The sequence below is a fragment of the Ensifer adhaerens genome (assembly GCF_013283195.1).
GTDB classification, from domain to species: Bacteria; Pseudomonadota; Alphaproteobacteria; order Rhizobiales; family Rhizobiaceae; genus Ensifer; species Ensifer adhaerens_G.
This window is the reverse complement of the sequence record NZ_JABEKT010000004.1, coordinates 1-12,747: the sequence shown is the minus strand read 5'-3', so window position 1 is coordinate 12,747 and position 12,747 is coordinate 1. Positions and strand designations below refer to the sequence as shown.

Here is a 12,747-nt window from a genome sequence, read left to right as displayed (position 1 = left end):
TTGCTCAGTCCAATAGCATATGGCGATGGATTGGGCAGGGAATCTGCATCCAAAAAAACGCGACGGATTAAAATATATGCATGGCGCCTGCATCGGAAGCATTGTGGGCGCAAGCCGCGCAGCCGCTGATCATGAAACCGTCATGCCGTCAGACCGCGCCGCTGAGAAGTCGATGGTAATCTTCGTCCCTTTGTCGGGCGCAGTCTCGACCGTGATCGGGGCATTATGCAACTCGCTGATACGCTGGACGATTTTCAACCCGAGACCAATCTGACCCGATCGTTTGATGTAGCCAAGATCTTCATGATGTTCGGGGAGGTCGACCAGCCCCCGGCCATCATCCTCGACGCTGACCGTTGCGCCCGGGCCGCAGGCTAGCACGATACGGGTGCCCGGCGGATTATGCTTGACCGCGTTCTCGATCAGGTTGCGCAGCATGTTTTCGACGAGCGCCGGGATGACCGTGACAGTGGGCGTTCCCTCGTCGACGAATTCCAGCGACTTGTCGTGATCGAAGACAAAGGGCGCGATCGCCTCCGCAAGGCCAGCACCGATCTGAGAAAGATCCGCCGCCTGATAGGCCGACGGATCGACGGCGTCGGCGCGGGCAAGAGAGGTCAATTGCTCGAGAATATGCGTGAGGGCGTCGAGATCCCGCTCGGCGTTGCGGGCGCGCGGGTCGTCGATATGGCTGAGTTCCATCTTCGCGATCGAAACAGGTGTGCGGATCTCGTGCGCGATGGAAGAGGAGAACAGCTTCTGGGACTGGATGAGGTCGGCAACCCGGGCCAGCATACGGTTGACGGCCGTGACCAGACGCGCAATCTCCTCCGGCATGCGGGTGAGCGGCAGGCGTGCACTGCTGTCGCGCGGATCCAGCCGATCCGCCGCCGCCGCCGCCATGGCCACCGGTTTCAGTGCGCTTCGGATCGACCAGATCGTCGCGCCGATGACGAGGCAGAACATCAAGGTCATCGGCACGATCATCGAATCAAACATCTCGTGCAGCAGCGCGCCGTACATGAAGCCATTCGGATCTTTCAGGATGGCCAGTTCGACCAGGACCGTCGCGCCAGCACGCTCGAAGGTCTGCCCTCCGGCGACGCTGAACGGCTTGCCCGGCTGAATTTCGCGCTTCCAGAAATTCGGCGCATCGATGCTGAGCGGCAAAAAATGCTCGGCACATTCCGTTGTGCAGTTTGAGTAGAGCAAAGCGCCAGACGCCGTTCGCACCCTCAGGAAGATCGAACCATCGCGGTCATGGCGGTCCAGGTAACGTTCACTCAGTTCGCGGTCCGGCTCGAAACTCGCAATGCCATTGCGGACATGGATGGCGCTGGAAAGCGCTTCCGTTTCCTGCTGCAGCATGAGGACGCTGAGCTTGTCGTCGTCGAACCAGTAGTCCGCAAAGACAACGCCGATCTGGATTGCCATCGCGAGCAGGGAAAAGGCGAGGATGCGACGGGAGACGATACCGATCAGCGACGGGTTCGGCTTCGTCATGAAGCGCGCCTGAGAAGATAACCAATTCCGCGCACGGTCTCGATCTGGATGCCGGTCTCGTAGGCCTGCAGCCGCTTGCGCACCCGAGAAACCGCGAGTTCAAGTGCGTTGGGGCTGACTTCCTGGCCATACTCCGAGAGGGCGGTTTCGAGCTTCCGTTTGGGCACGACGCGACCGACCTCGCGCATGAGGATCTCGATCAGCGAACGTTCGCGTGGCGGCAGCGGGACGACGACGCCGTCGCAGGTCAGGTCTGCGGTTGCAGGGTCGTAGCGCAGAGTGCCCGCCTCGAGCACCGGCTGCACGGCTTGCGGATTTCGCCGCAGCATGGCGCGGCACCGCGACAATAGCTCGCGATGGTGAAAGGGCTTGACCAGATAGTCGTCGGCGCCGGCATCCAGACCGGCAATCCGCTCGTCGACCGATCCCCGAGCGGTGATGATCAAGACGGGCAGACCAGGATACTCCTGGCGAACGCGGCGCAACAGCGCCAGTCCATCGCCATCCGGCAGGCCGAGGTCCAGCAGGATCAGATCGTGCTCCTGAGCCGCGATGGCGGCTTCAGCGTCCGAAACGCTCGAGACCGCGTCGAGCCGCCAGCCGGCGTCGCGCATGGTTTCTCCGACCAGTTCTACCAGTCGCGGACTGTCTTCAACCAGGAGCAGGCGCATCGAGTCGTCTCGGTATGACCATTCTTGGCCCGACCATATGGGCTTTCTCCGCGGCTGCCAACTCCTTCGCCGGGGCCAACCAAAACGGGTGTCGAAGAGCCAATAGGCAATCTTGACGGGGTTTCGACAGCTTACCGGGCGTATCTCGACAGGGCAGGAGGAGGCTGCAATCGAACCGGCGACCCCGCATGACGCGGCCTCCGCCTCTAATGGATGCCCGCGACAACGTTGGCCGCATGCCAAAAATCGGCCCGGCAGTCGCAGCAGGAGAAGACTGTTTTGATGGTCCCAAGAATTCGCCGGCCAGTGCTCGGCAGCATCACGCTCAGCGCAATCGTCAGCATCTATCTGCTCGCTATCACCAACAATTCCTTCTGGAAGCACGCGGTGATCTATTTCGATCACTCGCGGCTGTCGCTGCTGTCGTTCGGGACAGCGCTCGCGCTTGCGACTTTCGCTGTTCTGACGTTTGCGTCGGTCAAATACGTCATGAAGCCGGTGCTGATCTTCCTCATCGTCGTCTCCGCGTCGTCAGCCTATTTCGTCGACTATTTCGGTGTGATCATCGACAAGGACATGATCGGTAATGCGGCCGTCACCACCCAGGCGGAAGCGGGCCATCTTCTGACCGGCAGCCTGATGCTGCACCTGTTGGTTTATGCGGTCATTCCTTCGATGTTCGTGCTTTGGGTCAAGGTTCGCCATCGGCGCCTTCTGCCCAAGGCGGCTTTCAATCTCGCCGTCATAACCCCGTGCCTGCTCGTCAGCGGCGGGTTGATCTATTCGGATTTCGCCAGCGTTGCCTATGTCATCCGCGAGCACAAGGATCTGATGAAGCGCTTCAATCCGACCGGGCCCGTTTCCGCGGCCGTCAGATACGCTTCCTCGACTTACAAGGAGCGCAACCTCGTGGTGCAGCCGCTCGGCACCGATGCCCGGCAGGGCGCGCGCGTTGCGGCGGCAGGCAAGCCGGTCGTCGTAGTCGTCGTTGCCGGTGAAACCGCCAGGGCGATGAACTTCTCGCTGAACGGCTACGAGAGGGAAACCAATCCCGAACTCAAATCTCTCGGGGTCATCAATTACACGGACACAACAAGCTGCGGCACGGCAACGGCGATTTCGCTTCCCTGCATGTTCTCCGTCTATCCGCGCAACGAGTATAGCGACTGGAAGGCCCGTTCGACCGAAAACCTCATGAACGTGCTGACCCGCGCTGGCGTGTCCGTGTCCTGGTGGGACAACAACACCGGCAGCAAGGGCATCGCCGACCTCATCAACTTCGCCAGCATGACCGGCCAGAAGAACAGCCCGCTGTGCAACAATGGCGAATGCCTCGACGAGATTTTTCTCGGCGAACTGGACAAGAAGCTGTCGGCGACCAAGTCGAACAGCGTCATCGTGCTCCATCAGCTCGGCAGCCACGGTCCGTCCTACTATCTGCGCTATCCGGAAAAATTCCGGAAGTTCAAACCGGATTGCCGCACGCCCGAACTGATGAAATGCTCGGTCGAGGAAATCACCAACGCCTACGACAACACCATCCTCTACACCGACTATGTGCTCGCAAGCGTTGCCCGCCTGTTGGAAAAGCATCAGAACGACATCTCGGGCGCGATGATCTACATGTCCGATCACGGCGAATCCCTCGGCGAGAACGGCATCTATCTGCACGGCGCGCCCTATGCGATCGCCCCGCGCGAGCAGACGCAGGTCCCTTTCGTCACATGGTTTTCAAAGCCGTATCAGGCGGCGATGGGCGTCGATACGAGCTGCCTTGCCAAGGAGACGGACCAGCCGAAGTCACATGACAACCTGTTCCACACCGTGCTTGGCATGATGGATGTTGAGACGAAGGTCTACAACCGCGATCTCGATGCATTCGCCAACTGCACCCGGCAGGGGCCTGCGGGCAAACCGGCCGTGTCAACCTTCCAGGCTGCCGATACGGCGAAGGACCTGCCGGCCGCGGTCGTGCCTGTTACCGCCCCGCCAGACGCCAAGGCGCTCTAACGGTCCAGCCCGACCGCTGGAGGCAGAACAAATCGGATCGACGCTTGGAACAAAGCATCCGTCCGCGCACTTCCCTGCATATCCATTTGTTTGCGGCAGCAAGTCTGCTGCAAGCGCGTGGGGACGGAGACGCCACGCCAGTCGGCGCCGGCAATCCGTCCTTTTGCTGAGGGAGAAACTGATGCAGGTCGTCGGAATACAGGTTTCCGCTGAACGCGCCGGCAAGGCCGGCTTCACCGTAGAGTTCGTTGGCGCGGAAGGCGAAGTCGTCACGGTCACGTGTCCGCAGGATGCGCAGGCGTCGTTGAACAGGTTGAATGCGGTGGCCAGGGCAAAGGCCATTCTGTCGGCGGCGATTGAAGCCGACGAAACGGCGCTGGAGGCGTCCAATCAACCGCGTCCGGGTGCCGCGGCGAGGGACCCCCTGCCCAATGCGCGCACTGCGCATGACACGGGAACGATGGAAGAGCAGCTCGACGAAGGTCTCGAAGACACCTTTCCGGCCAGCGATCCCGTTTCCATTGCCAGTTCGGCTATCGCCAAGGGAAATTCCCGTCGCTAGCGACGACGATTTCCGTGCTCCAGTTCGAACCTGAGACGAGGCGTCATTCCTGACCGGCGGGTCGTCTGTTTTGCCGGCGCTGCGATTGGCGGCCTTGCCGTGTTTCCGCCATCCGTGCAGTCTATCGGCGTTCGCATTCAAACGTCGGACATCCGTTGCGGCGTCTATGTGTTCGTCGAACGCCGGAGGACTGGCGCATGTGTGCGCAGCATTTGACCTTTGCCGTCGGCGATATCCATGGCTGCCTGGCCGAGCTACAGGCGCTTCTGCTTCAGATCGAAGCTTATGCGCCTGAGGGCAGGGTGATCATTCTTGGCGACATGATCGATCGCGGCCCCGATAGCCGTGGCGTCGTCGAGTTGATCATGGCAGGTCCGCAGAAGCAGGGCTGGAGCTGGCTGGCACTCAAGGGCAACCATGAGGAAATGCTGCTCGGTGCCCGTAGCGGCGAGAGCGATGTCGACTGGTGGTTATTCAACGGTGGCAAAGAGACACTGGCATCCTACGACAACGTCATTCCCGGAACCCATCTGAAGTGGCTGATGCAGCTTCCTTCCATTATCGTCGAGCCGTTTCGCATCTTCGTGCATGCGGGCGTCGACGAGACCATGCCGCTGGAGCGGCAGGGCGACGAAATCTTCCTCTGGATCCGGCGCCCGGATCATTATTCGGGTGACTATTGGGGCAAACATCTTTGCCACGGCCACACGCCGAGCCGAAGAAACCCTTCGACGGTTGGCAACCGCACAAATGTGGATTCGGCTGCCGTGTTCGGCGGCAGTCTTTCCTGCGCCATCTTTGACGACGACATTCCGGGCGGCCCCATCGGTTTTCTGAGCGTTGGCGGCGGTGACCGTTTGTAACTTGGCGTTGCGGAAGATGATCAAGGGTTCGCCGAATTGCGTTGTGCGCCTGCCCGGCAGGCTGTAGGTGTGCCGAAACTGTCGGGCTGGCTTTCCCGCCCATTATCGCAGCTTCAGGGGATCACCGTTGGATACCGCGCCTTCATCTCTCTTCGCCAAGAATTTTGCTGCTCTCCTTTTCGATATGGATGGCACGCTGCTCAACTCTATGGCCGTCGTCGAACGCGTCTGGGGTGCATGGGCCGTGCGCAACGGTCTCGATCCCGTGGAAATGATGAAGACGGTCCATGGCGTTCGCGCCGTGGACACGATCCGCACACTTGAACTGCCGGGCGTTGATCCGGAGCATGAAGCCCACGAGCTTGCGCTCGCTGAAATCGCCGACGTCGAAGGCATCATCGAGATCGAGGGCGCCATTGCCTTTCTCAATTCATTGCCGGCGGAGAAGTGGGCGATCGTCACGTCGGCGCCGCTCGACCTCGCCGTTCGCCGCCTCGCGGCCGCCGGCATCCCGACGCCGAAGCTGATGATCACCGGCGAAGATGTGTCTGTCGGAAAACCCCATCCGGAAGGGTATCTCCTGGCTGCCGAGAAACTGGGTGTTCGCCCGGAAGACTGCATCGTTTTCGAAGACGCACCGGCCGGAATTCTCGCCGGCAGGGCAGCCGGCGCGGAAGTCATCGTCATCACCGGTGCGCATGACGCCGCAGCCGACACGCAGCACATGACGCTCGCCCGCTACAACGATATCGAAGCGGGTATTGCCGACGACGGCATGCTGTCGCTGCGCCGCCGCTAAGCGTCGGCATCGGGCGGCGCTCGCCGGTGCGAGAGCTGCTTAAGCCAAGACGCTGATGATTGCCGGAGAGCCTGATCCAGGGCCTCCGGCTTTTCCTTTTGACGAACCTGGCCGTGGCCCCCCGTCAGTTCGCCATTCGGATCGTCGATCCAGCCGCCGCCCTCGTCGAGTTCGCCGTGGGCGGCAGGGATCAGCTCGACGAAGTCTTCGCGTAGAAAGCGGGTGTCGTTCAACTCGGCCATCGACAGATGGGAGATCGAATAGACTTGATCCTGCGTCGGTCGCGCGGTTCGCGCCTCAGGTCGATGGTGATGCCGCCTGTAAGCGAGGAGGCTGTTGAACGCCAACAACGGCGCTGTAACGGCTGTCAGCTCTCGCCGGCGTAGCGTTTCAGGATCTCGGAAATATCCGGCTCGGCCTTGTCAGGGTTGAGTTCGGCGCGAAGCTCGACGGCGTCGAGATGCTCAAGCATGATCTTTTCGGCCGCGGCAATATCCTTCGACCGCAGCGCGCGAATGATCTGAATATGTTCGTCGACCGCGCATTCTGGCGAGTGCAGGCGGGCAAAGCGGGCGAGGATCAGCGAGCAGCGCGAGACGACTTCACGCACAAACCGTGTCAGCGCCTGGGAGCCCGTCAATTCCGCGAGCAGAATATGAAACTCGCCGGCAAGACGTATCGACAGCGGTCCGTGATCGGAAAGCGCCGCCTGCTCCTCGCGCACATGCTGCTCAAGGCGCTTGAAGCCTGTAGTGCCGAGGTCCGCCACGAGGCGCCGGATGACCTCCGCCTCCAGCATGCGGCGCAGCGAGAAGATGTCGCGCGCCTCTTCCAGCGTCGGTTCGGCCACGCATGCGCCCTTGTTGGCTCTGAGATCGACGATCCCCTCGGCGTTCAGGCGCACGAGCGCACCGCGCACGCTGGTGCGGCTGACCTTGAAATGATCGGCGATCGTGTCTTCGGAAAGTTTGGTGCCTGGCTTCAGGGCCTGCTCCAGGATTGCCTGGCGCAACAACCGATAGACGACCTCGCTGCGGCTAGATCTCTCAGACAAGGTTGCCTCCCCAAGCAAGCCGAATGCGGTCGGCAAAACATGTCCCATGACTTCGATAGCGCCCCCAGCCATGCGCGTCAATATTGTATACAATAATGTTGCCATTTGTATCCGACTATCGTATGCAATTGATGGCGCCGGTGGTACACCCTTGGTGCCGGCCCATGCGGGAGGAGGCATGCGAAGAGGATCGCGTGACCCGCAAGAGGTCGAGATTGTCGTAGTCATCGGGAGGGGAAAATGAAGAAAAGAATTCTGCAACTCTGCGCCACGGTAGCCGGCATGGCGATCGGCCTGACGGCGTTTGCCGCCAACGCTGCGACCACGCTTGAAACGGTCAAGGCGCGCGGCAAGCTGATCTGCGGCGTCTCGATGAGCACGCCCGGCTTTGCCACAGCAGATGCCAAGGGTCACATGCAGGGCTTCGACGTCGACGTCTGCCGTGCCGTTGCTTCGGCGGTTTTCGGGGATCCGGAAAAGGTCGATTTCGTCCTGACGAACATCAACACCCGCTTCCAGGCGCTGCAGTCAGGCGAAATCGACATGCTGTCGCGCCAGACCACCCACACCTTTTCGCGTGAAGTCTCGCTCGGTCTCGATTTCGGTCCGACTGTGTTCTACGACGGCCAGGGCCTGATGGTGCCGAAGTCGCTCGGCGTCAACAGCGCCAAGGAATTGACGGACGCGGCAATCTGCACGCTGCCCGGCACGACCACTGCCCAGAACCTCAGCGACTTCTTCCGCTCGATCGGCGGCAAGTTCGAGCTGGTCGTCTTCGAAAGCCCGGATGAAAACCGCAACGCCTTCTTCTCCGGCCGTTGCGAGGCGATCTCGTCCGACCGCTCTGACCTGGCATCGATCCGCGCCGTCGCCAACAACCCGGACGACTATGTCGTTCTGCCCGAGACGATCTCCAAGGAGCCGCTTGCGCCGTCCGTCCGACAGAACGATTCCAACTGGCGCGATATCGTCTCCTGGTCGGTCTGGATGCTGATGGCGGCTGAAGAGCGCGGCATCACTCAGGCCAATGTCGACGAGATGGCCAAGAGCGAGGATCCGGAAATCCAGCGCATGCTCGGCGTCAGCGAAGAGCTCGGCAAGATGCTCAACCTCGACAACAAGTGGGGCTACAACATCGTCAAGGGTGTGGGCAACTACGGTGAAGTGTTCGAGCGCAACCTCGGCACCAAGACGGCGCTTGGCCTGACCCGTGGGCCGAACACCCGCTGGAGCGAAGGCGGCCTGCTCTACGCACCGCCGTTCCGTTGATATTCGTCGGCCCGCGCCTAGGCGCGGGCCTTTCCGTCTTCGACGTTCCCCTTGCCCGGCAGACGTGTCGCCATGTCCCTGATTTATGACGCGCGCATCCGCGCGTTCCTCTACCAACTGGTCGCGATCGGCGCCGTCGTCTTCGTCGCCTGGGCGATGTTCAGTACGGCGAGCGCCAACCTTGCCAAGCAGGATATCGCCACCGGCTTCGGCTTCCTGGCGCGCCAGGCGGGTTTCGTCATCACCGAGACCGCGATCGCCTACGAGCCGACGGATACCTTCGGCCGTGCCATCCTTGTCGGTATCGCCAATACGGTGAAGGTTTCGGCGCTCGCCGTTTTCTTCGGAACGATCCTCGGCGTGCTCGTCGGCATCGGCCGTCTCTCGCACAACCCGGTGCTGTCGCGCTTGATGCTTGCCTATGTCGAGGCGCTGCGCAACGTTCCGTTGCTCCTCTATCTCCTGCTCTGGTATTCGCTGATCATCTCGGTGTTTCCGCCCGTCAAGCAGGCGATCGAGATGTTGCCGGGCGTCTTCCTGTCCAATAGCGGCCTGGTGATGCCGGCCATGCGCTGGGCAAGCGGTTTCGAGGCGCTATTTGTCGCCGTTGTCGTCGGCATCGTTGCCGCCGTGGTGATCGAGCGCATCCTTGCTCGCCGCCGGATTACGACCGGCAAGGACATGCCGATTGCGACCTTCGCCGCGCTCGCCCTGCTGCTGCCGCTTGCGGCAACCTTGCTCTTCGCCGACATCTCGGTGTCTCTTGACGTCCCCGAGCTCGGCCGGTTCCGCCTGACCGGCGGCTACCACGTGCGCCCGGAATTCGTGGCACTGTTGATCGGCCTGACACTGAGCGCTTCGGCCAACGTCGCCGAAATCGTCCGTGCCGGTATTCAAGCGGTCAGCAAGGGACAATGGGAGGCGGCAACCGCCCTCGGCCTGCCGCGCTCGCGCACGCTGAAGCTCGTCATCCTGCCGCAGGCGTTGCGCATCATCGTGCCGCCGCTGACCAATACCTATCTGACGGTCTTCAAGAACAGCTCGCTCGCGATTGCCATCGGCTACCCCGATCTCGTGATGGTCTCCAACACGATCATGAACCAGACCGGCCAGGCGATCGAAGCCATCGCCATCTTCATGGCCGTCTATCTCGGCCTGTCCATCCTGATCTCGCTGGTGATGAACTGGTACAACGCACGCGTTGCGCTGAGGGAGCGCTGAGCCATGGCCCAGTTCGAAGGCTTCGTTGCCGACCCGACCCTGATGGCGCCCGCTGCCCGGCCGCCCGCCCACAACCGCACCTGGCTTTCGGCCTATTTCGGAACGCCAGGCAACGCCCTGATTACGATCGTCTGCCTCGGCACGATCTTCGGCCTTGCCAAGCTCGCGATCGGCTGGCTGTTCGTCGATGCGATCTTTGCCGGCACGCCGGCGGAGTGCAAGGCGTCCAGCGGCGCGTGCTGGCCGTTCCTGTCTGCCAAGCTGCGCTATATCTTCTTCGGCTTCTACCCCTTCGACGAGCAGTGGCGGCCGCTGACGGCGATGCTTCTGTTCCTCGGCGCCTGCGGTGCCTCGATGGTGCCGCGGACCTGGGGCAGGGTACTTGCCGTTGCCTGGATCGTCGTGATCCTGCCGACGCTCTACACGCTGATGGCCGGCGGCATGTTCGGCCTGACACCGGTGCCGACCACGCAATGGGGCGGCCTGCCGCTGTCCTTCATGCTCTCCTTCGTCGGGCTCGCCTGTGCCTTGCCGCTGGGGATCGCCCTTGCCCTTGCGCGCGCTTCGAGCCTGCCGGCGATCCGTGTCCTCGGCGTCGGCTTCATCGAGATCGTCCGCGGCGTCCCGTTGATCAGCATCCTGTTCATGGCAACCGTCATGCTGCCGCTGTTCATGCCCGACGGTATCACCATCGACAAATTGCTGCGGGCCCAGGTGGCGATCATTCTCTTTGCCGCCGCCTATATCGCCGAAATCGTGCGCGGCGGCCTGCAGGCAGTGCCCAAGGGGCAGATCGAAGCTGGCCATTCGCTCGGGCTGCACTATTGGCAGATCATGTCCAAGATCGTGCTGCCGCAGGCGTTGAAGAAGGTCATCCCGCCGCTTGTTGGCCTGTTCATCGGCTTCTTCCAGGATACGACGCTGGTAACCATCGTCGGCCTGCTTGATTTCCTCGATACCGTGCGTACCGCCATGCGCGACCCGCAATGGCAGGGCATCGCCGTGCTCGAAGGCTACGTCTTCGCCGCGGTCGTTTACTTCTTTTTCAGCGCACTGATGGGCGCTTACAGTCGTTTCCTCGAGCAATATTTCAGGACCACGCATGACTAAGTCAGTTCACGTCATCCGCAAGGCGCACACCGTCGTCGGCTTCAATGCCGAAGCGAAGAGCCATGTCTACCTCTACGACGCCGACGTCGCCTATGACGAGACCGGCTTCGTGCATGTCGGCGGACACTACGACGGTGCCTTCACCAGCGAAAACTCAGGCGTTGACCGCATGGTGATGCCCGGTTTCGTCAATGTGCATTGCCATTCCGGCGAGGAGCCGATCTCCAAGGGCATCTTCGAAGATGCAGGGACGTCAGCGCTTTGGGGCAATGCTCTCTACGAATACTCCAACCTGCTGGAGATCGACGACGGTGCCATCGAGGCGTCGTTGACCGTGATGCTGGGCGACCTGATGCGCAGCGGCGTGACGACGCTGCTCGATATTGCCGGACCCCATGAAAGCTGGCTGCCGACATTGGCGCGAAGCGGCGCCCGCGCCTTCGTCGCTCCCGGTTTCCGCGAAGCGCAGTGGCACGTCGAAGACAGCCATCGCCTCGACTTCATCTGGGACAAGGCGCGCGGCCGCGATGCGTTCGCCCGGGCGCTCGATGTCGTCGATGCGGCCGCAAGCCATCCCTCAGGCCGCCTTGGTGGCGTGGTGGCGCCATCGCAGATCGAAACCTGTTCGGCCGAATTGCTGCAGGACGCGGCAGCCGAGGCGCGCAAGCGCGGCATGCCGATCACCATCCACTCCGCCCAGACGATGGCGGAGCATGAAGAACTTCTGCGCCGGACCGGCCTGACTGCGGTGCAGTATCTGGAAAGCCTCGGCGTCCTCGGCGACAACCTGATCCTTGGCCATTGCATCTTCGTCGACAGCCATTCCTGGACACGCCAGCGCACCGACATCGATCTCGGCCTGCTGGCGGCACGGCGCACCACTGTGGGCCATTGCCCCGTCACCTTTTCGCGAAGCGGCATGGCGCTGGAATCGGTCGGCCGCTATCGCCGCGCCGGCGTCAACGTTGCGCTCGGCACCGACAGCTATCCCTTCAACATGCTGGAAGAGATGCGCCAGGCGATGATCTGCGCCAGGCTTTCCGGCAAATCGGTGTTCGACGTCTCGACCGCGGATATTCTCGAGACGGCAACGCTTGCAGGCGCCCGTGCGCTTGGCCGTGACGATATTGGCAGGGTTGCGGTCGGCGCGAAGGCGGACTTTCTTGTCGTCGATCTGAAACACCACGCGATGCAGCCGGTCTATGATCCCTTGCGCAACCTGCTGCATTGCGCGGCCGAACGGGCGGTCGAGGAGGTCTATGTCGACGGGCAATGCGTCGTGCGTGATGGACGTCCGACCATGATCGACTACGACGGCGCCGTGGCGCTGCTGCAGGAAGCCCAGGATTACGCGTGTCGCAAGGCGCCGGAAAACGATCCGAAGAAACGGCCGATGCGCGACCTGGCGCCGCTGTCGCTGCCCGTCGGGCAGTAGGCAGCGGAGCGATCCGCGAACATGAACTGGGGGAGCGCCGGCAGTGCCGGCGCTTTCGTGTTTCAGGCTTGCGCGACCAGTTGCGGTTCTTCAGCCGCAGCACCGTCCTGCTTCGGCGTGGCGAGAGCGTGCCCGTCCCTGAACAGTTTCCACTTTGTCGGTCGGAACGCGACCCTTGCGCGGTCCTGTGTTGTGGTGCGTTCTGGCGGCAGTTCGATTTCGGCATGCGGGTGGTTACGGCCGAGGTCGA

At 62.0% G+C, this 12,747-nt stretch carries 12 protein-coding genes and 1 pseudogene; 8 read left to right on the top strand and 5 right to left on the bottom strand.

Annotated features, from left to right (window positions below; genetic code table 11):
- Nucleotides 1–129 precede the first annotated feature (129 nt).
- Nucleotides 130–1,503, bottom strand: a complete 1,374-nt coding sequence (locus LPJGGPFB_RS26645) for a sensor histidine kinase (protein ID WP_173422957.1) — start codon at nt 1,501–1,503, stop codon at nt 130–132.
- Nucleotides 1,500–2,174: a response regulator transcription factor gene (locus LPJGGPFB_RS26640; RefSeq protein ID WP_077505651.1), complete on the bottom strand. Its 675-nt coding sequence runs from the start codon at nt 2,172–2,174 to the stop codon at nt 1,500–1,502. Before LPJGGPFB_RS26640 ends, LPJGGPFB_RS26645 begins: the two co-directional genes overlap by 4 nt.
- 279 nt (nt 2,175–2,453) lie before the next feature.
- On the opposite strand from LPJGGPFB_RS26640, the gene LPJGGPFB_RS26635 reads away from it, so the two are divergent.
- The 4 genes from LPJGGPFB_RS26635 to LPJGGPFB_RS26620 all read left to right on the top strand — a co-directional run bounded on the left by LPJGGPFB_RS26635 (nt 2,454) and on the right by LPJGGPFB_RS26620 (nt 6,408).
- The gene (locus tag LPJGGPFB_RS26635) at nt 2,454–4,184 is read left to right on the top strand and encodes a phosphoethanolamine transferase (RefSeq protein ID WP_173422956.1); all 1,731 of its coding nucleotides are present in this window, start codon (nt 2,454–2,456) and stop codon (nt 4,182–4,184) included.
- 181 nt (nt 4,185–4,365) lie between these two features.
- Nucleotides 4,366–4,746 carry a hypothetical protein gene (locus LPJGGPFB_RS26630; RefSeq protein ID WP_173422955.1) on the top strand — a complete coding sequence of 127 codons (381 nt, stop codon included), beginning with the start codon at nt 4,366–4,368 and terminating at the stop codon, nt 4,744–4,746.
- 197 nt (nt 4,747–4,943) lie between these two features.
- Complete coding sequence (locus LPJGGPFB_RS26625) at nt 4,944–5,609, top strand: metallophosphoesterase family protein (protein ID WP_173422954.1); 666 nt, start codon at nt 4,944–4,946, stop codon at nt 5,607–5,609.
- Nucleotides 5,610–5,736: 127 nt separating this feature from the next.
- Nucleotides 5,737–6,408, top strand: a complete 672-nt coding sequence (locus tag LPJGGPFB_RS26620) for an HAD family hydrolase (RefSeq protein ID WP_173422953.1) — start codon at nt 5,737–5,739, stop codon at nt 6,406–6,408.
- Here the strand turns inward: LPJGGPFB_RS26620 and LPJGGPFB_RS33370 are convergent.
- Nucleotides 6,405–6,755: a hypothetical protein gene (locus LPJGGPFB_RS33370; RefSeq protein WP_427858509.1), complete on the bottom strand. Its 351-nt coding sequence runs from the start codon at nt 6,753–6,755 to the stop codon at nt 6,405–6,407. The genes LPJGGPFB_RS26620 and LPJGGPFB_RS33370 overlap by 4 nt on opposite strands.
- Before the next feature lie 20 nt (nt 6,756–6,775).
- Complete coding sequence (locus LPJGGPFB_RS26610; protein WP_234903100.1) at nt 6,776–7,462, bottom strand: GntR family transcriptional regulator; 687 nt, start codon at nt 7,460–7,462, stop codon at nt 6,776–6,778.
- A gap of 240 nt (nt 7,463–7,702) precedes the next feature.
- Between LPJGGPFB_RS26610 and LPJGGPFB_RS26605 the strand changes: the two genes are divergently transcribed.
- The 4 genes from LPJGGPFB_RS26605 (at nt 7,703) to LPJGGPFB_RS26590 (ending at nt 12,497) form a co-directional block, all read left to right on the top strand.
- The gene (locus tag LPJGGPFB_RS26605) at nt 7,703–8,731 is read left to right on the top strand and encodes an amino acid ABC transporter substrate-binding protein (RefSeq protein ID WP_173422951.1); all 1,029 of its coding nucleotides are present in this window, start codon (nt 7,703–7,705) and stop codon (nt 8,729–8,731) included.
- Nucleotides 8,732–8,803: 72 nt separating this feature from the next.
- Nucleotides 8,804–9,952: an amino acid ABC transporter permease gene (locus tag LPJGGPFB_RS26600; protein ID WP_173422950.1), complete on the top strand. Its 1,149-nt coding sequence runs from the start codon at nt 8,804–8,806 to the stop codon at nt 9,950–9,952.
- 3 nt (nt 9,953–9,955) lie between these two features.
- On the top strand, nt 9,956–11,062 hold the full coding sequence (locus tag LPJGGPFB_RS26595; protein WP_234903099.1) for an amino acid ABC transporter permease: 1,107 nt from the start codon (nt 9,956–9,958) through the stop codon (nt 11,060–11,062).
- The gene (locus tag LPJGGPFB_RS26590) at nt 11,055–12,497 is read left to right on the top strand and encodes an amidohydrolase family protein (RefSeq protein WP_173422949.1); all 1,443 of its coding nucleotides are present in this window, start codon (nt 11,055–11,057) and stop codon (nt 12,495–12,497) included. Before LPJGGPFB_RS26595 ends, LPJGGPFB_RS26590 begins: the two co-directional genes overlap by 8 nt.
- Before the next feature lie 62 nt (nt 12,498–12,559).
- Here LPJGGPFB_RS26590 and LPJGGPFB_RS33365 read toward each other — a convergent pair.
- Nucleotides 12,560–12,747, bottom strand: a pseudogene (locus LPJGGPFB_RS33365) (sulfate ABC transporter ATP-binding protein); the annotation flags it as partial.

Bases quoted from the DNA above. Each gene is read 5' to 3' on its own strand.
- LPJGGPFB_RS26600 (WP_173422950.1), top strand. From the start codon at position 8,804: ATGTCCCTGATTTATGACGCGCGCATCCGCGCGTTCCTCTACCAACTG.
- LPJGGPFB_RS26645 (WP_173422957.1), bottom strand. From the start codon at position 1,503: ATGACGAAGCCGAACCCGTCGCTGATCGGTATCGTCTCCCGTCGCATC.
- LPJGGPFB_RS26595 (WP_234903099.1), top strand. From the start codon at position 9,956: ATGGCCCAGTTCGAAGGCTTCGTTGCCGACCCGACCCTGATGGCGCCC.
- LPJGGPFB_RS26625 (WP_173422954.1), top strand. From the start codon at position 4,944: ATGTGTGCGCAGCATTTGACCTTTGCCGTCGGCGATATCCATGGCTGC.
- LPJGGPFB_RS26640 (WP_077505651.1), bottom strand. From the start codon at position 2,174: ATGCGCCTGCTCCTGGTTGAAGACAGTCCGCGACTGGTAGAACTGGTC.
- LPJGGPFB_RS26605 (WP_173422951.1), top strand. From the start codon at position 7,703: ATGAAGAAAAGAATTCTGCAACTCTGCGCCACGGTAGCCGGCATGGCG.
- LPJGGPFB_RS26630 (WP_173422955.1), top strand. From the start codon at position 4,366: ATGCAGGTCGTCGGAATACAGGTTTCCGCTGAACGCGCCGGCAAGGCC.
- LPJGGPFB_RS26590 (WP_173422949.1), top strand. From the start codon at position 11,055: ATGACTAAGTCAGTTCACGTCATCCGCAAGGCGCACACCGTCGTCGGC.